Raw genomic sequence first — 23,930 nt, forward strand, 5'->3', positions numbered from 1 at the left:
CTTAACGACATTATATTATATTGTCAATAAGTTTCAATTTAATGTTCACTTTATACCTTTTGTATCTAGTTTTATCCTGTATTTCGTAATAGCAAAAATACATTATGATAATGTAAATAGCAGTGAGTCTTGTACCAAGTACCGAAGGCTTCTTACATTTTTCATCATGTTTATGTCAGTACCATTTTTACTATTTAGCGGTATAAGATTTTCAACTTCTATTGCTGTTTTTTTATTGGGCTGGCACTTATTCTACAGAGGTTCAAAATTATTGGGAGTGGGGTTGGTTTTGGCCTCTTTTTCCTTCCATTTCAGCATGATATTACCAACATTATTGTTTTTAATATCTCTGTTGACTAAATTTTCTTACAGCCGAAAATTTAAAATATTGGTTATTATCGTTTGTGCAATTTTAGGTTTTTTATCTGATTTAATGATAGATGTTATGACCTCACTAGTACTAAACTTTAATAGTGTATTTGGGCTGGCGATTGATTATACCACATATGTTACAGGCCTCTATGGTGTTGAAAGAAGTAGTTCATTTAACGAGACGGGGAGAATGGTATTTCTAATAAAAAATTATGGAATTGTTTTTATTTTATTTGCTTTGAATTGGAGGGATTTGAATAGAAACGGTAGTCGTGAAAATTTTTTATTTTATTTATTTTCTTTTTGTTTGCTCAGTTTTAACTTTGCTACTATTTTTGGCCGTTATTCACAACTATTGATTATATTAAGTTTATCTTGTTGTATCTATGATATAGCAATAAACAAAAGAAGGTTGTTCAACTTTTGTTTACTTTTGCTTACTACGATTTATTTTTTATTATTTAGATTTATTGAAATAAAAAACAATTTGCCGATATTGTTGTCAAGTTATTCTGATTTTTACAAATTCTCATACTTTAATATTATTTTACAATTGTGGAGCTAATGACATTGAAAAGTTATGAACTATCGATAATAGTGCCTTGTTATAATTCAGAAGCCTATATTCTAGAGTGTATAACTAGCTTGGTTAATGAATGTAAAGAAATAGATGTTGAATATGTTTTCGTCAATGACGGATCCACTGACAACACAGTAGATTTGATTAAAGAAAGTATCGGTAGCAATAACTTTAAATTAGTTGAACAAATTAATAACGGAGTCTCCTCTGCAAGAAATAACGGGTTAAAGCATTGTTCTGGTAAATATATCATGTTTCTCGACTCTGACGATATACTATTGCCAGGGTTTTATGAAGGTTTCTTTAAAAACGCTTTTGTTTCAGAACTTGATCTTATTGTTAGCGAGTATATAACATTTACAGATCCTTCAGTATTAAGAGCTGTACAAGATCTCAACATTGAGACATATCCGGTTGATGATTTCTTAAAGGGGTATATATATGATGATCTGATTAAGAAATATAGTGTGTGTTCTACATTATATAACCGTAAATTTCTAATTGATCATCAGCTAAAATTTGATGAATCACTGGCTTATGCAGAAGATCAATATTTCTTACTAAACTGTATCAGGCAGTCCAAATCTATCAGAATCAATGATTTTAAACTAATTGCTTATCGACAACATTCAGAGTCAGTTACAAAGTCCTTTAACTTAAAAAGACTACAAACGATAAAAGTTTTCGAGAAATTGAAGAGTGTTTATCCAGAATATAGAACCGGTTTTGACTTTAGAATTAATAAAGAGCTTATGAGTATACTTATGTTCTATTCTAGAGCCAATAACGTCATGGATACAATAACCTTTTATAGAAAGTATATAAAACCAAAAACTAAAAGAGTTAAAGCTCAGAGTTTTCAAATGTTCGTATTCTTGCGCGCTGGTCTATTTTATGCGATGTCTTATAAACTGATGAAGTTATTTAAATGAAAAAAATACTTATACTAACCCCTCGCCTTTCCGATGGCGGTATAGAAAAGGTTGCCTCAAATTTATCAATTGGGATGTCTGACGTAAAACATAATGTACTTGCTCTATATCGGACAGAAAATACTAGGTATGATTTTTCAACCACATCTGATGTGTTAGATGTCAGAATAAGAAGTGGTATCCTTGGTAAGATACTTTCTACTGTTGAAAGGGTTCTAAATGTCAGAAAATATATAAAAGAAAATAATATAGATGTTGTCGTTAGTATGGGGGAAACTTGCAATATAATAGCAATGTTGTCAGGGATGAAGTTGAAGAAAATTCTGACAATTCATAGTCAACTTAGTATTGAATCTAAAACAAAAGGAAAGTTTGGTATTATTCAGATTATAGTAGCCAAGTTTTTATATCGTTATGCTCAACACATTATTGCAGTTTCTCACGTAGTTAAAGAAGATGCAGAAAAGCTACTTAAAGTAAATAATATCTCTGTTATATACAATGGGCATGATTTAAATTCTATTAGAAAAAAATCTGATTTAGATGATAATCTTACAAAAAAATCTGATGCCATTATTGTTGGGAGAATAACATTTGCAAAAGGACATTGGTTTTTATTAAGAGCATTATCTAAAGTAAAACAGGAACTCCCTGAATTCCGATTAACAATACTCGGCTCTATTGAAGATAAAGAGATATATACAAAGCTTTTGGATATGGTAGAACACTTTGACTTGGGCAGTAACATTGAGTTCGTGAAATATACAGACAACCCTTACCCTTATATTAAAAATTCAAAATTTCTCGTTCAGTCTTCGGTCTATGAAGGTTTTCCAGGAGTGGTAATTGAAGCTTTGTCATTGGGTGTACCGGTATTAACGACTAATTGTGGTGGGGCTACTGAGCTAATAACAAATGGCCTTGTACCTTCTAAGTTAAGTGCTAGTGTGTATATTGGTGATTTAGGTGTGGTTTCTAAACATATGGGAACAGATATCTTGGACTACCAGGAGCTTACTGGAAGTGAAATTGAATTCAGTAATTCAATTATTAAAATGATGAATCGGGACTTTGACAAAACACTTTTATCTTCTACCTCCGAAAATTTTTCTTTAAAAGTTATGGCTGAAAGATATATGGGAATTATAAATGATATATAAAATTAAACTTTTACTAAGCTCTCTATACTATACTTTATTGTTTTTTACGCGGAACTTGTTTTTTGGTAAAGCATTGTCTGCTGTTGAAAAACCGAGTCTAGTCATTTCTCTAACCTGTTTCCCAGCTAGGATCCATAAAGTTTTCTTAACTATCGAATCTATTTTTTACCAGCAGTGTGACTTTGAATTTATAGTTGAGCTCTATTTATCTTTAGATGAATTTCCGGACAGAAACTTACCATGTTCGCTTTTAAGATTGGAGCGACGTGGGTTAAAGATACACTTTGTTGATGGGAATGAAAGGTCTTATAAAAAGCTGATTTATTCCTACAGAAAATGGGACAAACCAGTTGTTACAATAGATGATGATATTTTTTATCCATCAAACTTTGTTAATACTCTATATAAAGCTCATACAGCTAACCCTGAAGATATAATTTTTTTTAGAGGAAAAGAAATACAGTTTGAAGGAGGTAATGTTGGACTCTACTCAACCTATCCAGAAGCCTCTAATTTTCAAGCAAATAAGTATCTACTGCCTACCGGAGTTAGTGGTGTTTTATACCCGGACGGTTGTCTACATCCAGACTTTGATAATGCAAACATCTACAAGAAGCTGGCACCATATGCCGATGATATGTGGTTTAAGGTTATGACTCTATTAAATGGTCGTTCTTCAAGGCTATGTTATTCTCAATCTATTCACTTTCCTTTGATATTTGGCTCGCAAAGAATATCTTTACGGAATGTTAATGTTGCGGATGGCCTTTCTAAGAACGACGTTCAGCTAAGAGCCATATTAGAATATTACAATATTACTGAGCATGAGTTCAAAGAAGACTAGTGACCTCTTGTGCTCTCTGTGCTTAGTTTATTTTAAGTGGTTTATTTTAACCCTAATTGAGTTACTTGAATGAAAATTACTGTTGCCGGTACCGGCTATGTAGGCTTATCAAATGCGATGCTATTAGCCCAGCATCATGAGGTTATCGCAGTTGATATTCTCGAAGGAAAAGTAAAATTATTGAATGATAAAATATCACCAATCGTCGATGCTGAAATAGAAGATTTCCTGGCGAATAAGCCATTAAACTTTACTGCAACACTTGATAAAGAACTGGCGTATACCGATGCTGAATTCGTGATCATCGCTACCCCAACCGACTACGATGTTGAAACCAATTACTTCAACACATCTTCTGTTGAGGCGGTAATCAAAGACGTAATGGCGATTAATCCGAATGCGGTAATGGTGATCAAGTCTACTATCCCTGTGGGCTATACTGCGCGTATTAAAGAGGAAGTAGGGTGTGAAAACCTGATGTTTTCGCCGGAGTTTTTACGTGAAGGCAAAGCGTTATACGATAACCTACACCCATCGCGCATTGTAGTGGGTGAGCGTTCGGAACGTGCTCAAGTCTTTGCTAACCTTCTGTTAGAAGGGGCAGTTAAGAAAGACGTTGAAATCTTGTATACCGACTCGACGGAAGCGGAAGCGGTAAAATTGTTCTCTAATACTTACTTGGCTCTGCGCGTCGCTTACTTTAACGAACTTGACACTTACGCGGAATCTCACGGCTTAGATACGCGGCAAATCATTGATGGCGTGTGCTTAGACCCGCGTATTGGTTCGCATTACAATAACCCTTCATTTGGTTACGGCGGTTACTGTTTACCGAAAGACACCAAACAACTGCGAGCGAATTATTCAGACGTGCCGAATAACATCATTGGTGCGATTGTAGATTCGAATACCACACGTAAAGATTTTATTGCTGATTCAATCATCAAGCGTAACCCAACGCGCGTCGGCATCTACCGTTTAGTGATGAAGTCTGGCTCGGACAATTTCCGCGCTTCGAGCATTCAAGGTATTATGAAGCGCCTGAAAGCCAAAGGCATTGAAGTGGTGGTGTTTGAGCCGGAGCTGAAAGAAAAAGAGTTTTTCCGCTCATTGGTGCTAACGGATTTTGAGCAGTTTAAATCAAGTTGTGATGTGATCGTTTCAAACCGCATGGCGCAAGAGTTACAAGATGTTGCCACTAAGGTGTATACACGTGACTTATTTGGTAGCGATTAAAGGAAAACTGAACGATGTTAGTATCGATTATCACTCCTTGTTTTAACCCTAATTTAGAGCTGATAGAAACGATAGAGAGTGTCCAAAAGCAAACATACTCAAATTATGAACATATCATCATTGATGATTGTTCAACGTCTTCTATACACAATGATTTGTTAAAGATTATAGAAGCTGATCCTAAGATTAAACTGATTAAGAGGGCTTGGAATGCCGGCCCTGCGGTCACTCGTAATCGAGGTATCGCGGAAGCGAAAGGTAACTTCATTGCGTTCTTAGATGCGGATGATATTTGGCACCCGAATAAATTGGAGCTGCAACTTCAATTTATGCAAGACAATGATGTCGCTTTGTCTTACACCTCATATGAGGTGTTTGATGCAAAAGGTAAAGTTATCGGGTATAGGACACCACCTCTAAGCCTGACTTACAAGGATATTCTACAATCTAATCAGATCGGCTGTTTGACAGCTATGTACAGTGTTGATGCCTTGGGAAAGGTTTTTATGCCTAATATCGCTAAAAGGCAGGATATGGGCCTTTGGTTGGAGATTTTGAAAATGGGAGTGGTAGCCAGAAGGGCTGAAAATAAGCCACTTGCTAGGTATCGGGTTGGTGGGAAATCGGTTTCATCCAATAAACTTGGTGTGCTTAAGTATCAATGGCGTATTTATCGCGAGGTCGAACGTTTATCGTTACGGGCATCTATTAAATACTTTGGTCACTATGCATTTAAAGGTATGACTAGAAAAGTATAAGTGCCTAAAACTTAATTTCTCCTTTTTTACAAAACAGAACCTAGTTATTCGAATTTGATTAATGCGGCCTTTGATATGGCATCATGCAATTAATCCGTGTCGAAAAATAAATCAATATATTGATTTTATTTATCTATCTTTTATTCGAGGGAGCTAAAAAGCTTTGAGTGTGTGGAGCAAGTGCTCACTTTGAAGCCCTCTATTTCGGTATGTTTAACCAATGGTTCAAAACATGCGTTAATTTGTATTCAATATTTAGTGCTAAAAGCGCCAGTAACAAAAAAACTAATAAATATGATAAAAAAATGCCTTTTCCCTGCTGCCGGCTATGGAACCCGATTCCTTCCGGCGACTAAATCTATGCCAAAAGAAATGATGCCAGTGGTGAACAAGCCGCTTATTGAGTATGGCGTGGAAGAAGCCATTCAAGCTGGCATGAGTGATATGTGTATCGTAACTGGCCGTGGCAAACACTCGTTAATGGATCACTTTGATAAGAACTATGAACTTGAACACCAAATCATGGGCACGAGTAAAGAGTCTTTATTGGATGACATCCGAGGTTTGATCGATTCTGCAAGTTACACCTACATTCGCCAGCGTGAAATGAAAGGGCTTGGGCATGCGGTTCTTACGGGGCGTGAACTTATTGGTGATGAACCATTTGCCGTGGTATTGGCTGATGATTTGTGTGTTAACGAGCAGCAAGGCGTATTAGCACAAATGGTCGATCTGTATAAACAGTTTCGTTGCTCAATTGTCGCCGTGCAAAAAGTCCCAGAATCAGAAACCCACAAATATGGCGTGATTTCTGGAGAAATGATAAAGGATGATATCTTCCGCATTGACGATATGGTTGAAAAACCTGAACCCGGGACGGCACCAAGTAATCTAGCGATTATTGGGCGTTATATTCTTACGCCTGATATCTTTGAGCTGATTGAACAAACAGAGCCGGGTAAAGGAGGGGAAATCCAAATTACGGATGCATTACTTAAACAAGCAAAATCAGGCTGTGTTCTTGCTTATAAGTTTAAAGGTCAACGTTTTGATTGCGGCAGCGTAGAAGGGTATATCGAAGCAACGAATCATTGTTTTGAAGCTTTCTATAAGTAAGATCCCGGTGCGGAGCTTACTAAAAGAAAAGCCAACCTTGAAGTGACTAAATCAATTAGAAACGGTTTAGTGGCTTTTGAATTTCAATAGCGTGGGCTAGTTACTTTTGTAGCTAGCCTTTTTTATTCTACGCACTTGTTGTATTTGCAAATAAGACAGGTTTCGCGGTGAAAAGTGACAAAAGGTAATAAACGAACATGGAAATTTTAGTGACTGGTGGTACCGGTTATATTGGCAGCCACACTTGCATTCAAATGATTGAGGCTGGCATCACCCCTATTATTTTGGACAACCTCTACAACAGTAAAGCGGTGGTGTTAGAACGTGTAGAGCATGTCTCAGGAATTAGACCTACCTTCTATCAAGGTGATATTCGTGACTCGGCTATTCTTCAACGCATTTTTGCTAAACATAACATTGTGGGTGTCATTCACTTTGCAGGCCTCAAAGCGGTTGGTGAATCCGTCGAAAAACCCTTGATGTATTACGATAACAATGTCTCTGGGACATTGAACCTGGTTAGAGAGATGGATAAAGCTGGCGTGAAGAGCATTATTTTTAGTTCGTCGGCAACGGTGTATGGCGACCCGGCTTCGGTGCCTATCCGCGAAGACTTCCCAACGTCAGCCACTAACCCTTATGGGCGCAGTAAGCTGATGGTGGAAGAGTGCTTAACGGATTTTCATAAAGCGAACCCAGAATGGAGCATTACGCTCCTTCGTTATTTTAATCCTGTTGGCGCACATCAATCGGGGTTACTGGGAGAAGACCCTCAAGGCATTCCTAACAACTTGTTACCATTTGTCGCGCAAGTAGCGGTGGGCCGCCGCGACAAGCTAGGTGTGTTTGGTAATGATTACCCCACATCGGATGGCACGGGAGTTCGTGATTATATCCACGTGGTTGATTTGGCTGAAGGCCACTTAGCGGCATTAAATAAGGTTGGTAGTCAGCGTGGCTTGCATGTCTTTAACTTAGGCACTGGTCAAGGGAATAGTGTGCTTGAAATGGTCACGGCTTTTGAGCAGGCCTCACAACGCGCGGTGCCTTATCAGGTATTACCTCGCCGTGCAGGAGATATTGCGGAATGCTGGGCTGATCCAAGTTATGCTGAACAAGTACTTGGTTGGAAAGCAACGCGTTCATTGAAAACGATGGTTGAAGATACGTGGCGTTGGCAATCGAACAACCCGGAAGGGTACCAATAGTTTATCTACCGTGAGCGTCGATCGATGTTTTGAAAGGGATGGCTAAAGCTGTCCCTTTTTTCGATGAATCATAGATCATAGCGGCTGACTATGACGTTCAATAGATGAACTAATTAACCATTAGGTATTTTTATCAATGAATGAAACACCGAGCATTTTGCTCTGTTCTCACTCGCTTTATCAACGTATGGTATCGATCACTGCTAAGCTGGCTTTGTTGTGTGTATTGATTGGTATTTGGTATTTGGTATTTGGTATTTGGTATTTATCGCTTACACCACGTAACCCCACAACAGTGATGAGCTTTGAGGGCATCGATAAAATCAAACATGCTTGTGCGTATTGTGTATTGGGGCTGACTACTTTTATTGCGCTTCCTCAGCGCTTTTTTTTCATGACTTTAACTGGTTTTTGGATCATGAGTGGGGGCATTGAATTATTGCAAGGTATTCAAGTTGGGCGTCATGCGTCTTTCTACGATTGGCTTGCTAACTTTTTAGGGCTAGAGCTCGCGTATGCGGTGTCTTTGGTACACAAACGATATCGTAATCTTCCAACATGAGGTGGGTGAAATGCCTCTTGATGAGTCTGGCTTGTTAGGACTCGGCACTCATATATTTGACGTGGCTTAAAAAATTAAAAGGCACCAATAAACAGATATTGATGCCTTTTGATAAACGATCAGGTTTTCTACTAACGACCCATTCCAAAGATTACAGTTTTCACAGTCAGGAATAAAATCTTCAGCTCCATACGCCAGTTCTGGTGCTTAATGTAGTAGATATCAAACTTATGCTTCCAAACCGCGTCTTCAACAGAAGCACCATATGCGTACTTTACTTGAGCTAAACCTGTTACTCCGGGTTTTACGGCATGGCGAAAACGATAGTATGGGATCTCTTTTTCTAGTTCCTCGATAAACACCTCACGCTCAGGGCGTGGGCCTACCATCGACATCTCACCTTTATAGACGTTGATCAACTGTGGCAGTTCATCAATACGTGTCTTACGAATGAAGTTACCTACTTTGGTTACTCGAGCATCATTCTTCGTTGCCCACTGAGCGCCATTCTTTTCGGCGTCGTTACGCATTGAACGGAACTTGATAACTTCAAATTCTTGATTATATTGGCCAGTTCTTCGTTGTTTAAAGAAGATAGGGCCTGGTGATTCAAGTTTGATTAATGCTGCCGTCAAAAGGCCAACTGGAATAGCAATCAAACCAATCATGAAAACGAACAATAGATCGATAAAGCGTTTTTCGTTTACATGTCTTTTGTTTGAAAGTATTGAGAAGGCTTTTTGGTGTAGAAAGTATCCACTGTGAAGCAGTTCCGTTTCAGTATAGCCAAGTGTTCTATCAAAGTAGCTGACTAATGGTTCAACCCAAGCACCCAGCTCCGTCGCTCCAATTAAAAATGTGCGGTGCTCTTCATCAAGCTTCAAACTTTGAAAGTGGCACAATGTTGCACCTTTAAAGTCTCTGATTGAGTAGTTGTTTATATCATACTCAATGTCATGGCGAGCTAAAACAGAATGAAGGGTATCTAAACATGATTCAGGTGCGTATATGTGAAGTGTCGATTTACAGTCTGATGCTGAGGTTTGTTGAGCCTGATGATCTGCCTCGGCTTCAATGGCAAGATCGGAAAGTTCGCTTGGGGCGGTTTGTTTAAGAGCAACTGAGTTTTTCATTATAAGTTAGATTAATAATTGTTGTTCTATGAACGTTTAGTTAAATTCACTTTTCGTTAAAATAAAGTCTCTCGTAGTAATCTATTTTTGGATCTAGATTGTTGAGATTAGTTGCTTGAAAGTGAAAGACTTATGACGCCATAAAAAATTTTTATAGTTCTTGAATGCGTGCATCTTACGTTAAAACTATCAATATGTACACTTGGTTGAGTATGGTTTGTTCACTTTTTTGGAACAAAGTCTACATTTTTAAATGTGCATCAAGGTTTATATTTAGTGTGAATATTGCGTTATTATGCGCCGTCTAATCCAAAACATTGCCTCGGAGTCTTGAACACAAAATGACATTTTTTTTCACATCCGATCGGCCTACCTGAGACGTTTCTTGATCTTCCACTACAGTTTTGACTGTAAACTGTAGTAAAATTACGCTAATTTGTTTTTATACCGATTTATTTTGAATTGAACGAGGTCAGTCCTATGTCAGCTAAGAAGCCAATGGCTCTAGTGATCCTTGACGGTTACGGTTACCGTGAAGACAACCAAGACAACGCTATCGCGAACGCTAAGACACCAGTATTAGACGGTCTTATTGCTAACCAACCTAACACGCTAATCTCTGCTTCTGGCATGGATGTAGGCCTACCTGATGGCCAAATGGGTAACTCTGAAGTTGGTCACACTAACATCGGTGCTGGTCGTGTGGTATACCAAGATCTTACTCGTATCACTAAGTCAATTGCAGATGGTGAATTCGGTCAAACTGAAGCGCTAGTGAATGCTATCGACAAAGCTGTGAAAGCGGATAAAGCGGTTCACATCATGGGTCTTATGTCACCAGGTGGTGTTCACTCTCATGAAGATCACATCTACGCAGCCGTTGAAATGGCAGCAGAGCGTGGCGCAGAGAAAATCTACCTACACGCATTCCTAGATGGCCGTGATACGCCGCCACGTAGCGCTGAAAACTCTCTACAACGCTTCCAAGATCTGTTCGCTAAACTAGGCAAAGGTCGTGTGGCATCTTTGGTTGGCCGTTACTACGCGATGGACCGTGATAACAACTGGGATCGCGTTCAGACTGCCTACGAGCTGCTAACGGAAGCAAAAGCAGAGTTCACATTCGACACTGCAGTTGCAGGCCTAGAGGCGGCTTACGCTCGTGATGAAAACGATGAGTTTGTTAAAGCGACTGAAATTAAAGCTGAAGGTGAAGAGTCTGCAGCTATCGTTGATGGCGATGCAGTTATCTTCATGAACTACCGTGCAGACCGTGCTCGTCAAATCACTCGCACATTCGTTACTGATTTTTCAGGCTTCGAGCGTAATGTATTCCCAGCAATCGACTTCGTGATGCTGACTCAATACGCTGCTGATATCCCACTGTTATGTGCATTCCCACCTGCTTCTCTAGAGAACACTTACGGTGAGTGGTTATCTAAGCAAGGTAAAACGCAGCTACGTATTTCAGAAACAGAGAAATACGCGCACGTGACTTTCTTCTTCAATGGCGGTATCGAAGACGAGTTCGAAGGCGAAGAGCGTCAACTTGTTGCTTCTCCAAAAGTAGCCACTTACGACCTACAGCCTGAAATGAGCGCACCAGAACTAACTGAAAAGCTAGTTGCAGCAATCAAAGGCGGCAAATACGACGCTATCGTTTGTAACTTCCCTAACTGTGACATGGTTGGCCACACTGGCGTTTACGATGCAGCAGTAAAAGCCGTAGAGTCTCTAGACGAGTGTCTTGGTAAAGTGGTTGAAGCAATCAAAGAAGCTGACGGTCAACTGCTTATCACAGCAGACCACGGTAACGCAGAAATGATGGTTAACCCAGAAACGGGCGGCATCCACACTGCACACACTAATCTACCAGTACCACTTATCTACGTAGGTAACAAAGACGTTGAGTTCAAAGAAGGCGGTAAGCTGTCTGACCTTGCACCAACAATGTTATCTCTAACTGGTACAGAGATCCCTGCTGAAATGTCAGGTGATGTTTTAGTTAAGTAACTTTTAACTTTCATCGAATACTAGAACGGCTGCACGCGAGTGTGGCCGTTTTTTTGTATCTGGAATTTGAGTATAGATACGGGATGCGAGTAAACGGGATTCGAAGAGCGTAAGAGCATCGTTATTTTCATCTGTTCTAGTATGTCATTCCAGAATTGAGGGACGAAATGTCTGGAATCTCATGTCACGTTGATGTGTCATATTCAATACCCTGAAAGAGATTCCCTATCACGCTCGTGCCTAGCTGTAGGGAATGACGTTGTCAAACAAAGGTAGATATGGGATACGAGTAAGCGAGATACGAAGAGCTTAAGAGCGGATGCGGGATTCGGGTTAACGAGTGACGAAAAGCGGTAAAGCCAAAAACAGGAAGGGAATGCCCTGTTTCTTTTCGCATCCCGAATCTCGTTACTTTCATCTGTTCTAGTCTGTCATTCCAGAATTGAGGAAAGAAATGTCTGGAATCTCATGTCACGTTGATGTGTCATATTCAATACCCTGAAAGAGATTCCCTATCACGCTCGTGCCTCGCTGTAGGGAATGACGTCGTCAAACAAAGGGTAGATACGAGTAAACAAGCTATGAAGGGTTTTAGAGCAGGTTCGAGATGTAGGTAATCGAGTAACTAAGAGTATAAAGTCGGATGCCGGATTGGATTTAAGTATGAGCGTAAGAGTAGTGTCTTTTCGTATTATCTTGTTGCTTTTCGTCTCGTATCCCGCCGCTCGTTTACTCTCATCTCGCTTTCAGAACTGACTGTTCAAAATCCAACAACCACTCTTTGCGGTTCATGCCACCGGTGTAGCCAGTTAATGTTCCATTGGCACCTATCACTCGATGACATGGAACCACAATACTAAACGGGTTCTTGCCGTTCGCACCTCCTACCGCTCTTACGGCTTTTGGTTTGCCCATTCTCTTGGCTTGTTCGCCATAGCTAATAGTTTCGCCATAAGGAATAGAAGCGAGAGCCTGCCAAGCTGATTTTTGAAAGTCTGTGCCTTTTGTCGCTCTCAATGGCAAATCAAATTCAGTTCGTTGACCAGTAAAATATTCGTCTAGTTGTCGTAATACTTTGAGACATAATTCATCGGGATTGCAATCAATCGCCTCATCGTGGTTCACATGGTCGATTTCTATAATCGATACGCCATCACTAACAATGATCATCTTGCCAATCGGCGCATCGTAGAGCATTTTGTAAGTACTGCCTTCCATGTCATCTTCCTTCTTCTAGTCTATTTCTGCTCTCAAGCACTTCGAATTTTGTATCCGCTTGAAGCTTTTAACCCTTTCAGTATCTCGAACCTATTTTTAATCTTTTCGTATGTTGATACCCGAACCTCGAATCTACTGCAGTACCTTAAGCCGTCATTCCAGAATTGAGGGACGAAGTGTCTGGAATCTCAAGCAACGCGGTATTAGCAATGGGTAATAGATTCCCTACTGCGCTCGTTCCTCGCTATAGGGAATGACGTGGTTAGAGTCGAGTGTCACTTGAGCCTGATATTCGCACTTAAATCCTTTCGAATTTGCTTTTTAATCCTTTCGAATTTGCTTTTTAATCTTTTCGCATCTCGATACCCGAAACTCGAATCTGCTTTTTATCTTTTCGCATCTCGCATCTCGCATCCCGCATCTGCTCTAGCTCTAACACGAAGCGCAAACAGGTACCCTGAAATGCCACCCATTATGTTTCCTAATGCTAGGCCAATAAACAGCCCTTCGACACCATCAATTTGGCTGCCCACCCAGGCAAACGGCAGGGTAAATACGAAAAGGCGCATGAAGCTCCATTGGAAGGCTTTGAGTGGTTGATGCATGGCATTCATTGCACTTATCAGCATCATCACAATGCCTTGGAAGCCATAGCTGAATGGCACAACTAACAGGTAGTGCCACAAGATACCTCGAACCGACTCCTCTTGAGAAAAGAGAGCAGCTAATGGGATGCTCAATGGCACCATCATTAAAAAGATCAAACCTTGGAATAGCACGGCGAAACGCATGCTCAAGAATAGAGCTTTGAAACTACGTTGTGGATTCTCTGCTCCAAAGTTTTGCGCCATAAAAGGGGTGAGAGCTGAAGTGAGAGACATCAAGACTATGATCAGAATCGACTCAATACGCTGAGCAGCGCCATAAGCGGCAACGGCTTCGGTTCCTTGCTTAGCCAGCATCATCATAATGATGGCACCCGCGAGTGGGTTTAGGGCGTTTGAAAGTGCAGCGGGTGTACCAATCGTGAGGATTTGCTTCCAGTCGCGGATAACCTCTTGAGCTTTGGGTGGAGCAAGTAGCTTTTCTCGTTTGATTAATACATACAGCGAACCACACAACGCACCAAACCAACTGAAACCACTGGCGATGGCTGCGCCTTGAATCCCGAGTTCAGGGAAAGGTCCGTAACCGAAGATCAGCAAGGGGTCGAGGATACCGTTAATTAGGCCCGCTAACATCATGATCTTGGCGGGGGTTTTGGTATCACCACTCGCTCGTATCGCGCTATTGCCTGCCATTGGGATAACAAGCAGCGGAATGGCTAAGTACCAGACAGTCATGTATTCAGATATCAGTGGCAGTAACTCTGGTTCTGCCCCTAATAAGGTAAACATGGGTTCTAGAGTTACAAGCCCCAGTGTTGATGCAAATCCAACAAGCAGCACGGCAAGCAATAATCCATGACAAGTAAAGCGAGCGGCATTTTGTGCGCAGCCTTGACCCAGCAAGCGCCCAATACATGTGGACAGCCCCACACCTATGCCCATTGTGATGCAATTGATGGCGAAGGTAACTGGAAAGGTAAAGCTCACTGCTGCAAGCGCTTGTGTGCCGAGTAGTGAGATAAAGAAGGTATCGACTAAGTTAAACATCAAGATCGCAACCATGCCTAAAATGGTCGGTATGGTCATAGTGCGCAGAGTATTTGCTATTGGGGCAGTAAGAAGCCCGTGCTTATCTTGCATGTAAAACGCCGATTGAATTAGAATGTGAGTAGAATACAGTGAAACTTGAGCAGTCTGAAGATCACTTTCGTAAAGTTTACAAATCACACAAGACTTACAGCATATGCTGTGATAGCACTTTTCCCGTTACTAATTTAGATGTTTGAGAGATTTATAGTGAAGCAACAAAGTGAGCTACCATCGATGCCCCCAGAAAATACACCTGTATATAATTCAAATGATTTAGTCGACCTTAAAGAGCTTTTTAAGGCAATTTGGAACGGTAAGCTAATAATCATGTTAGTTACGGCTTTATTTGCAATTATTAGCGTTGGTTATGCGCTATCAGTGCAAGAGTGGTGGTCATCGAAAGCTAAAATAGTGCAAGCGCAACCTCAAGACATTACTGCATATCAACAGCAGGTAAAGCAGTTTCAGCCTGTTTTCAATATCTACCAAGATGATGGTACCGTTTTAGTCAGCCGAGAGCTGGATACCTTGGTTAATGCAGAAGCTTTGTTTAATAGCTTTATTAATATGCTGAACTCAACCAATAACAAGCGTTCTTTTTTCGAGAGTAATTCTGATTTTCAAGCTTTAAGAGATATAACTTCTTCAGATGAAACAGCTATTTCGGAAGATGCTACCAGGGCGTTCTATTCACAGTGGTTTGGTAGAGTTTCAACATCCATTGTTGACATAAATAATAGAAATTCTCCTTATGTGGTTAGTTTTCAAACTATGACTAAAGAAAGCAGCTTTGATTTGTTAACAGCTTATATTTCATTTACTGAGTCCAAGGTGTATGACGATGCGTTCAACAACCTAAAAGCGGTTGTTAACGGTAAAAGAAATGAGTTGATTCAGCAAAAACGAATTCTAGAGAGTCAGGCGAGGAATCAATTATTAGTTGAGAGTGAGAGAGCTAAGTATGCTATGGGTATAGCACAAGCCGCAGGGGTCGAGAAACCTATACAAGTTGGTAATGACAATGAGCTATTTGGTATAGATTTAGGGGCAAAAGGCTTAGCTGCAAAGGTTCAAGCTTTGGAGTCTGTAAAGAACTTAAGTGTTATTGAGCCTCGCCTTCAACAAATAAATGCCAAATTAGATATGTTGAGTAACCTTGAAATAGATCGAAGTGTTGAATTTCAGACTTTTCGATTTTTGGAAAATGTCGAACAGCCAATAGCGAGAGATAAGCCTAACCGCGCTTTGATCGTTATACTAGGTACTTTTTTGGGGGGTATTATTAGTTTGGGTATTGTGCTGATACGTTTTTTGATTAGAGAAAAAGATTAAGTTCAAATGGCTAGTGTTACTCACTAGCCATTTTTCTTTTTACATTTCTTGTTGTTTGAGTTTCCTCACAAAAAGTCCGCCTCCCCCCTTGGGATCTTTCACTTCGCCCCAACATACTCTTTAACCCCATGCCAATCGTGGCAACTATCAAATTAAATGGAAATTATCAGGAGATACGACCGATGAATATCCGTCCTCTACACGACCGAGTTATCGTTGAGCGCCAAGAAGTTGAATCTAAATCTGCTGGTGGCATCGTTCTAACTGGTTCTGCCGCTGAAAAATCAACTCGCGGTGTAATTCTAGCTGTGGGCAAAGGCCGCATCCTAGAAAACGGTTCAGTACAACCATTGGACGTTAAAGTTGGCGACACTGTTATCTTTGCTGAAGGCTACGGCACTAAGTCTGAAAAAATCGACGGTAAAGAAGTTCTGATCATGTCTGAAAACGACATCATGGCGATCGTTGAGTAATCCGCGCTATACAAACTGAACTGACTGAATAAAGAATTTAAAGGAAATAAAGATGGCTGCTAAAGACGTTAAATTTGGTAACGACGCACGTATTAAAATGCTAGAAGGTGTAAACGTTCTGGCTGACGCAGTAAAAGTAACACTTGGTCCTAAAGGCCGTAATGTTGTTCTAGACAAATCATTTGGCGCACCAACAATCACTAAAGATGGTGTTTCTGTTGCACGTGAAATCGAGCTTGAAGACAAGTTCCAAAACATGGGCGCACAAATGGTTAAAGAAGTGGCTTCGCAAGCGAACGACGCTGCGGGCGACGGTACAACTACAGCTACAGTTCTAGCTCAAGCTATCATCACTGAAGGCCTAAAAGCGGTTGCAGCTGGCATGAACCCAATGGACCTTAAGCGTGGTATCGACAAAGCAGTAACGGCTGCTGTTGAAGAGCTAAAAGGCCTTTCTGTTCCATGTGCAGATACTAAAGCTATCGCGCAAGTAGGTACTATCTCTGCAAACTCTGATGCGACAGTAGGTAACATCATTGCTGAAGCGATGGAAAAAGTAGGTCGTGATGGCGTTATCACAGTTGAAGAAGGTCAGGCTCTACAAGACGAGCTAGACGTAGTTGAAGGTATGCAGTTCGATCGCGGTTACCTATCTCCTTACTTCATCAACAACCAAGAAGCAGGTTCTGTTGATCTAGAAAGCCCATTCATCCTTCTTATCGACAAGAAAGTTTCAAACATCCGTGAACTTCTTCCGACTCTAGAAGCAGTAGCTAAGGCATCTCGTCCACTTCTAATCATCGCTGAAGATGTAGAAGGCGAAGCGCTTGCAACTCTAGTTGTAAACAACATGCGCGGCATCGTGAAAGTTGCGGCTGTTAAAGCACCTGGTTTCGGTGACCGTCGTAAAGCAATGCTACAAGACATCGCTATCCTAACTGGCGGTACGGTTATCTCTGAAGAGATCGGTCTAGACCTAGAGAAAGTAACGCTAGAAGACCTAGGTCAAGCTAAGCGAGTAACGATCACTAAAGAAAACTCAACCATCATCGATGGCGCGGGTGAAGAAGCGATGATCCAAGGTCGCGTTTCTCAAATCCGTCAACAAATCGAAGATGCAACGTCTGACTACGACAAAGAGAAACTTCAAGAGCGCGTGGCTAAGCTAGCTGGCGGTGTTGCAGTAATCAAAGTTGGTGCTGCGACTGAAGTTGAGATGAAAGAGAAGAAAGACCGCGTAGAAGACGCACTTCACGCGACTCGCGCTGCAGTTGAAGAAGGTGTGGTTGCTGGTGGTGGTGTTGCACTTATCCGTGCTGCGTCTAAAGTTGCTAACCTTGAAGGTGACAACGAAGAGCAAAACGTCGGTATCCGCGTTGCACTACGTGCAATGGAAGCGCCTATCCGTCAAATCACTAAGAACGCAGGCGATGAAGAGTCTGTTGTTGCTAACAACGTTCGTGCTGGCGAAGGTAACTACGGTTACAACGCTGCAACGGGCGAATACGGCGACATGATTGCTATGGGTATCCTAGATCCAACTAAGGTGACGCGTTCTGCACTACAATTCGCGGCATCTGTTGCTGGTCTTATGATCACAACAGAAGCAATGGTGACAGACAAGCCTCAAGAAGCAGCTCCTGCAATGCCTGATATGGGTGGCATGGGCGGTATGGGTGGCATGGGCGGTATGATGTAATCCCCCTTTGCTATTCGTAGTGAAATTAAAAACGGAGACTTCGGTCTCCGTTTTTTATGTCTAAAGAGCAGATGCGGGATGCGAGTAAGCGGGATACGAAGAGCTGAAAAAGCAGATACGGGATGCGAGTAGACGAGATGAGAAGAGCTTGAAGGGCAGATGCGGGATTCGGGTTAACGGGATGCGAAGAGCTTGAAAGGCAGATACGGGATTCGGGTAAACGAGATTCGAAAAGATTGAGAGCAAGTTCGAAATTACAGACACCACTGAACAGAAGTCTCGAACTTTGGTTCTTTTTTGGGGCTTTTCAATGGGGTACTTTTGAGATGATTAGGTTTTCGGTCTTTAGGTGGAAATTGTGCTTTATAGAAAACTAGATGTTTGGCAGCGTAGTCGTCTGCTGTCGATTTCTGTTTATAGGGAAATGGCGACTTGTCGTGACTATGGTTTTAAAGATCAGATTACTCGTAGTGCGTTGTCCGTCCCAAGTAATATAGCTGAAGGGTGTGAGCGAAGGTCTCTTAAAGAGCGTAAGCATTTCTTTGCAATCGCCAAAGGATCCATTGGTGAGTTTGCTACTCAAGCCGATATCGGTTCTGAAGTTGGTTTTGTAGCTAAAGATGTTGCTGTTAGGTGGCAATCGGAGGCACTTCATATATCTCGCATGTTAGGCGCTTTAATCAAGTCACTAGAACAATAACTTCCCCTTCTTCTTGCTTAATAAACTCGCTGTTATGTTTTGGTCTTTCACCTCCGCCCTTTGCCTTTCGTATCTCGTTCACTCGAATCTCTCATCTTATTTTCTTCACCCGCTTTTATTCTTTTCTCATCTCGCTACTCGAATCCCTCATCCGCTTTTATTTTTCCGCATCTCGTTACTCGAATCCCTCATCCGCTTTTATTTTTTCGTATCTCGTTTACTCGCATCCCGCATCTGCTCTTAACCATTGCTCTTTCTGATTTACCGTCTTATATTCAACAGTGCAGTTATGACATTGATATAACATGGATAGCTGTTGAATAAAGGACAATAAACGCTTGATTGATAATGTATAAATCAAGTTAACAATAAGTCAGTGGAGACTCCCCAATGAAAAAACTACTTTCAGTACTTGCTGTGTCGGCAGCGGTAATGGCACCGGCGGCATTCGCTTCTTCGCCTGTTATGTTTTCAACGATCAATGGCTTCAACGCACCTGATTCAGATGCAGTTGGTGGTGTGCGCTTGGCTCTGCTTCATGGCCAAGTAAACGACCTTAAAGGTGTCGACCTTGCGGTTGTGGGTATGTCTGAGACTCAAACAACAACGGGTGTGAACCTTGGTATTTTTGGCGCATCTAAAGTGAACCAAGAGATGACAGGTGCATCACTGGGCTTCTTTAACTGGAATACGGGTAAAACAACGGGTCTTAACCTAGGTGCTGTGAACATCACTAACGATGTAAAAGGCGCTAACGTAAGTTTCGTAAACTACTCTGAAGGCGACACTATGGTTGATGTTGGTGCGGCGAACCTTTCAGAGGTGTCGACGGTACAAGTTGGTATCTTCAACAAAACCAACAAAATCGAAGGCGTACAGGTTGGTCTGATCAACTGTGCAGATAACGGTTTCTTCCCATGCTTCCCGATTGTAAACTTTGCTAAGTAAGGCTTAGTGTTACTATTGTGATTCATAACGCCTAAGTGAATCTGACTTAGGCGTTATTGCAACTCAGCAATTTCTTATAGATTTCCAAATGCCCCTTCCTAAATAAGATAAGCATATTGTTTTATATTTGCTGTTGCAGTGATTGTATTTATTGGTACAATGTTCTCTAAATTTTCAACGATGATTTATATGCTTTGATTAATCCCCATACTATCGATTTTAAGAAGGCTTTCTTAGGCCTGACCGCCAGTTTTTTAGTAGTTTTGAGCTTATTGCTCGTTGATTCAGCGGAAGAATCAGGTAAACAGTATGGAAATGAAAACCAAGGCGTAACACGCTCTTTAGCGGAGCTCACACAGATCATTAATGCGCTTGAATACAACATCACGGCGCTCTATCCGTTGCATGGTGACACCTATGCTTTTTCGCACGACAAAAAGGTAGAAGACGAGACGTGTTATTTCATTAGTGAGGACCCGCAAGCCCCTCGCTTTGATTTCATGTTTTCAGGTCCAACTGAGATGTGTGACCCTAACTCCGGGCTATATTCGGAGGCGGGTAAGCGTTTGTTTATAGCACCTACCATGGCTTATTTCGCTAATACCATTGATACCATTTCAGCGATTTATTTTATCTCGAAAGAGAAGTTTGTTATTTCTTCCCCCTCTGATATTGCCCAATATATGAAAGGCGATGCGTTCGATTCTGTCGTAAATAGCCGGCCATATTGGATTAATACGGTTCGCTTTGGTTTGTCACAGGACAAGCATCAGGTTGTTTATACCGGACAGTACGATGATTACCTAACAGGTGAGAAGGTGGTGACCTTGACCAAGGGAATCTACGTTGACGGTGAGTTCAAAGGGATATTAGGTGTTGATGGCTACGTTTCTAATCTGGTATCAAACCCTAAACACGGTTATGAGATAACCAGCGTTAGAGGGCTAAATAAGTATGGTCTGATGGACTTTACTCACTCTCGACCGTTATATGTAGATGGTATTAATACTCAACTCTATCTGACCATCGAAGAGGACAAGAGTGAACACTTCTTACATGTGTTAGAGATGGAGCGCGCTCAGTTATCGATACTGTTGGCGTTATATATTGTCTCAGCATTATGGCTATGGCGTTTCTATACCAAGCAAGAACATAACCGTTTGAATGACTTAGCGATGCAAGACCCATTAACCGGTTTATTGAATCGACGTGGCTTTGAAGCGCGACTGTTAGCGCAAGATGAAGAACCTATTATTGGCGTTGGCGTGTTTGATATCGATGACTTTAAAGTGGTTAATGATCACTATGGTCATAAGGTAGGGGATGAGGTGATTTGTCATGTGGCTCAACTGATGACAAACAGCGTTCGTCAGCAAGATATCGTCGCTAGATTTGGCGGTGAAGAGTTTGTGGTCGCGATTACAGGCGAGTCTTCTGAGCTGCTTTCATCGATCTTTGAGCGAATTCAGAATGATATCAGCTTGCAGTGCTATCGAACACCAGCTGGGGATAAGGTTAATATTTCGGTGTCTGGTGGAGCTACCCTTTATTCTCTGTATAAGTTCGACAGCGTAGGGCACTTGTGGGAAAACCAGAGTATCCGATCTTCTGATGAGCAGCTCTACAAGGCCAAAGCCGCGGGTAAGAACCGAGTGTGTATTGAGGTGTATTAGCACCCCACCAAATAACGAAAAGCCTAGTCGATTGACTAGGCTTTTTTGTATCAGTGGTCGTGCATTTAGGTCTTGAGGAGAAGGCTTTGAAGGACGGTATTATTTCTTCACGCGGCCTTTTCTCATCCACTTTTGGTGAACACCACGACGTAGGCTTTGGAAGCTGTTTTCCACTTTATCTACACCAAGCAAGATTGCCAACGCTAATAGCGTGATAATAACCGATTGTGAAAGGTGACCAAGCGCTATCATCATCCCAAGTGCCGCCAATACCCAAATAATGGCAGCTGAAGTTACACCATGAATTTTGCCATCGAGTGTCATCATCACACCCGCACCCAGGAAACCAACACCAGTAATGATCTGACCAAGTACACGAGCCTGGTCGAGTGTGTTTGGGGACAGGCTAATCGCCATGGTAAGGAAGAAATAGGTACCGCTGATGATCAGAATCGAGGTTCTGATACCTACTGGTTTACCGCGTGTTTGTCGCTCGATACCGATTAACGAACCACACAGCATACACACTGCTAGTCCTGCCCAGCTAAAGGGGGCAAGGTTTAAAGTTTGTTCTATAAATTGTGACATATCACCCCTCCTAAAAATTTAGAATAGAGCCGAGTATGCTAATAATAGACCGGACGATCGAACAAAAACTTTTTGTCTTAACGATTGATGTTGCTAATAAAATCTAACAGCCTGTTGTAGTTAATGTGAAGACAGGTGTCGTAGTCTCAGTCGCCTCTTGATACTCAAGGTAGCAGTTATCAGATTGTTTTTTTCGGCTAGAAGGTGCGTACAAAATGATGCCATCATCCGCATCTGTATTGGTAAAGAACCAGTCAGCCCTACCAGTGTCCCAAACTGCATCTAAAAATGTGGATTCGATAAGCAGTGACCAAGTTTGATCATTCATTGCTGCAGGATAGCCATACGCTACTAAAATATCGTCGCCTTCAACATTAATCGACGCGCTGACTGCCTTATCTAATCCTAATGCTGATGTCTTACCATAAAGCATAGCACTTGCGCTCTCCATGCCACCTTTAAGGCCGTTTAATGTCGAGATACGTGCATCGGTTTGAAGGTTGAGAAACTTGGAAGCCGCCGTTACAGAAATAATGCCCAGAATCACGATCACCACAACCAGTTCAATGATAGTAAAGCCTTTTGCGTGGTTAGCTAAAGCTGGTGGCATAACTGAAGCATTGTGTTTCATCGATACGACTTCTCTATTCAATGTGTAGGTCGAGAGGTGTTTTACTGCTTCGGCCACCGATCTCGCGGGTTAACTTGGGTACTAGGTAGCCAGAAACCTCAGAGATTAATCCCTTGAAGTAATGCTTCGCCTCTTCGTCTGAGATGTAGAAGTGAGCGGCGCCCTGGACCTTATCAAGCACGTGCATATAATACGGTAAAATACCGGTATCGAATAGCTTTTCACTCAATTCTTTCAATGAGTTAACGCTGTCGTTCACGCCTTTTAGCATCACGCCCTGATTAAGCAGAGTCGCGCCACTAAGCTTTAATTTAAGGAACGCTTGTTTGAGCTCTGCATTGATTTCATTGGCGTGATTAATATGGCTCACCATCACTATATTTAGGTGAGTCTTAGATAACACTTGGCAAAGTTCGTCAGTAATACGTGCTGGGATCACCACTGGTAAACGGCTATGAATACGAACGGTTTTCACATGGGGGATTTGTTCGATAGCGTGAATCAGCCATTCGATTTCGCTGTCTTTGGCCATCAGTGGATCGCCACCTGATAAGATAACTTCATTAATCTCAGGGTGTTGAGTTACATAGTCGAGGCTGGTTTGCCACACCGACTTTGAGCCCTTATTGTCTTGATAAGGGAAGTGGCGGCGAAAGCAGTAACGGCAGTTGATCGCACAACCGCCTTTCACAATCATCAATGCGCGGTTCTTGTATTTATGTAATAACCCCGGGATCGCGTTGTCTTGCTCCTCTAATGGATCTGCAGAGTAACCCTGATGAACCTCAAACTCTTCGCTTAGCGGTAAAATCTGTCGCAGCAAAGGGTCGTGTGGGTTGCCTTTTTCCATTCGTTCGACAAAGCTAAGAGGAACCCGAAGCGCAAATAACTCACGTGCAGCAAAGCCTGCTTGCCACGGTGTTGGGTCTATTTCCAATGCTTCAAGGAGTTTTGTCGGGTCTGAGATCGCATTCGATAGTTGTTTGAGCCAGTTTTGCTCAACAGATTCGACTTTTCGGGTTATGATATGCGGCATTGAAATCAACTCAAAGATGTG

22 protein-coding genes are annotated in these 23,930 nt (G+C 41.6%); 16 read left to right on the plus strand and 6 right to left on the minus strand.

The genetic code is table 11. The annotated features are described in order from the left end of the window. The 9 genes from F0228_RS22905 to F0228_RS22945 form a co-directional block, all read left to right on the plus strand. Positions 1 to 937, plus strand: a 937-nt coding sequence (locus tag F0228_RS22905) for an EpsG family protein (protein WP_171762830.1), incomplete at its 5' end; no start/stop codon positions are given. Then, complete coding sequence (locus F0228_RS22910; RefSeq protein WP_171762831.1) at positions 937 to 1,884, plus strand: glycosyltransferase family 2 protein; 948 nt, start codon at positions 937 to 939, stop codon at positions 1,882 to 1,884. The genes F0228_RS22905 and F0228_RS22910, both read left to right, overlap by 1 nt. Continuing rightward, positions 1,881 to 3,044, plus strand: coding sequence for a glycosyltransferase (locus F0228_RS22915; protein WP_171762832.1), 1,164 nt, complete (start codon positions 1,881 to 1,883; stop codon positions 3,042 to 3,044). The genes F0228_RS22910 and F0228_RS22915 overlap by 4 nt, the downstream gene beginning before the upstream one ends. Next, positions 3,034 to 3,888: a hypothetical protein gene (locus F0228_RS22920; RefSeq protein ID WP_171762833.1), complete on the plus strand. Its 855-nt coding sequence runs from the start codon at positions 3,034 to 3,036 to the stop codon at positions 3,886 to 3,888. The genes F0228_RS22915 and F0228_RS22920 overlap by 11 nt, the downstream gene beginning before the upstream one ends. A gap of 69 nt (positions 3,889 to 3,957) precedes the next feature. Further along, entirely contained in the window at positions 3,958 to 5,124 is a 1,167-nt protein-coding gene (locus tag F0228_RS22925) for a nucleotide sugar dehydrogenase (RefSeq protein WP_171762834.1), read from the plus strand. A gap of 14 nt (positions 5,125 to 5,138) precedes the next feature. Further along, on the plus strand, positions 5,139 to 5,882 hold the full coding sequence (locus tag F0228_RS22930) for a glycosyltransferase family 2 protein (protein ID WP_171762835.1): 744 nt from the start codon (positions 5,139 to 5,141) through the stop codon (positions 5,880 to 5,882). Between the two features lie 294 nt (positions 5,883 to 6,176). Further along, entirely contained in the window at positions 6,177 to 6,998 is an 822-nt protein-coding gene (galU, locus tag F0228_RS22935; RefSeq protein WP_171762836.1) for a UTP--glucose-1-phosphate uridylyltransferase GalU, read from the plus strand. 197 nt (positions 6,999 to 7,195) lie between these two features. Further along, entirely contained in the window at positions 7,196 to 8,206 is a 1,011-nt protein-coding gene (galE, locus tag F0228_RS22940) for a UDP-glucose 4-epimerase GalE (RefSeq protein WP_171762837.1), read from the plus strand. Between the two features lie 136 nt (positions 8,207 to 8,342). Then, on the plus strand, positions 8,343 to 8,768 hold the full coding sequence (locus F0228_RS22945; RefSeq protein WP_171762838.1) for a VanZ family protein: 426 nt from the start codon (positions 8,343 to 8,345) through the stop codon (positions 8,766 to 8,768). A gap of 131 nt (positions 8,769 to 8,899) precedes the next feature. On the opposite strand, the gene F0228_RS22950 is transcribed toward F0228_RS22945, so the two are convergent. Then, positions 8,900 to 9,901, minus strand: a complete 1,002-nt coding sequence (locus tag F0228_RS22950) for a sugar transferase (protein ID WP_171762839.1) — start codon at positions 9,899 to 9,901, stop codon at positions 8,900 to 8,902. 480 nt (positions 9,902 to 10,381) lie between these two features. On the opposite strand from F0228_RS22950, the gene gpmM reads away from it, so the two are divergent. Continuing rightward, entirely contained in the window at positions 10,382 to 11,914 is a 1,533-nt protein-coding gene (gpmM, locus tag F0228_RS22955; RefSeq protein WP_171762840.1) for a 2,3-bisphosphoglycerate-independent phosphoglycerate mutase, read from the plus strand. Positions 11,915 to 12,649: 735 nt separating this feature from the next. Here gpmM and F0228_RS22960 read toward each other — a convergent pair. Beyond that, the gene (locus tag F0228_RS22960) at positions 12,650 to 13,132 is read right to left on the minus strand and encodes a methylated-DNA--[protein]-cysteine S-methyltransferase (RefSeq protein WP_171762841.1); all 483 of its coding nucleotides are present in this window, start codon (positions 13,130 to 13,132) and stop codon (positions 12,650 to 12,652) included. Between the two features lie 386 nt (positions 13,133 to 13,518). Continuing rightward, positions 13,519 to 14,880 carry an MATE family efflux transporter gene (locus F0228_RS22965; protein WP_171762842.1) on the minus strand — a complete coding sequence of 454 codons (1,362 nt, stop codon included), beginning with the start codon at positions 14,878 to 14,880 and terminating at the stop codon, positions 13,519 to 13,521. 183 nt (positions 14,881 to 15,063) lie between these two features. Here F0228_RS22965 and F0228_RS22970 point away from each other — a divergent pair, with 183 nt between their 5' ends. From F0228_RS22970 to F0228_RS22995, 6 genes are all read left to right on the plus strand, one after another. Further along, positions 15,064 to 16,161, plus strand: coding sequence for a Wzz/FepE/Etk N-terminal domain-containing protein (locus tag F0228_RS22970; RefSeq protein WP_171762854.1), 1,098 nt, complete (start codon positions 15,064 to 15,066; stop codon positions 16,159 to 16,161). Between the two features lie 182 nt (positions 16,162 to 16,343). Next, a complete protein-coding gene (locus F0228_RS22975) occupies positions 16,344 to 16,634 on the plus strand; it encodes a co-chaperone GroES (RefSeq protein WP_004741353.1) in 291 nt (96 codons plus the stop codon). 52 nt (positions 16,635 to 16,686) lie between these two features. Then, positions 16,687 to 18,333, plus strand: a complete 1,647-nt coding sequence (gene groL, locus F0228_RS22980; RefSeq protein WP_171762843.1) for a chaperonin GroEL — start codon at positions 16,687 to 16,689, stop codon at positions 18,331 to 18,333. A gap of 358 nt (positions 18,334 to 18,691) precedes the next feature. Continuing rightward, complete coding sequence (locus F0228_RS22985) at positions 18,692 to 19,033, plus strand: four helix bundle protein (RefSeq protein WP_061033191.1); 342 nt, start codon at positions 18,692 to 18,694, stop codon at positions 19,031 to 19,033. Between the two features lie 390 nt (positions 19,034 to 19,423). Continuing rightward, the gene (locus F0228_RS22990) at positions 19,424 to 19,981 is read left to right on the plus strand and encodes a hypothetical protein (RefSeq protein ID WP_061033192.1); all 558 of its coding nucleotides are present in this window, start codon (positions 19,424 to 19,426) and stop codon (positions 19,979 to 19,981) included. 194 nt (positions 19,982 to 20,175) lie between these two features. Continuing rightward, positions 20,176 to 21,654 carry a sensor domain-containing diguanylate cyclase gene (locus F0228_RS22995; RefSeq protein ID WP_171762844.1) on the plus strand — a complete coding sequence of 493 codons (1,479 nt, stop codon included), beginning with the start codon at positions 20,176 to 20,178 and terminating at the stop codon, positions 21,652 to 21,654. 99 nt (positions 21,655 to 21,753) lie between these two features. Here F0228_RS22995 and F0228_RS23000 read toward each other — a convergent pair whose 3' ends face one another. The 3 genes from F0228_RS23000 to epmB form a co-directional block, all read right to left on the minus strand. Then, entirely contained in the window at positions 21,754 to 22,242 is a 489-nt protein-coding gene (locus F0228_RS23000; protein ID WP_004741346.1) for an MgtC/SapB family protein, read from the minus strand. A 103-nt stretch (positions 22,243 to 22,345) separates the two neighbouring features. Further along, a complete protein-coding gene (locus tag F0228_RS23005; RefSeq protein WP_171762845.1) occupies positions 22,346 to 22,873 on the minus strand; it encodes a prepilin-type N-terminal cleavage/methylation domain-containing protein in 528 nt (175 codons plus the stop codon). Between the two features lie 13 nt (positions 22,874 to 22,886). Beyond that, positions 22,887 to 23,909: an EF-P beta-lysylation protein EpmB gene (epmB, locus tag F0228_RS23010; protein ID WP_171762846.1), complete on the minus strand. Its 1,023-nt coding sequence runs from the start codon at positions 23,907 to 23,909 to the stop codon at positions 22,887 to 22,889. Positions 23,910 to 23,930: the final 21 nt, after the last annotated feature.

Source organism: Vibrio sp. 99K-1 (assembly GCF_013114585.1).
Lineage (GTDB): Bacteria > Pseudomonadota > Gammaproteobacteria > Enterobacterales > Vibrionaceae > Vibrio > Vibrio chagasii_B.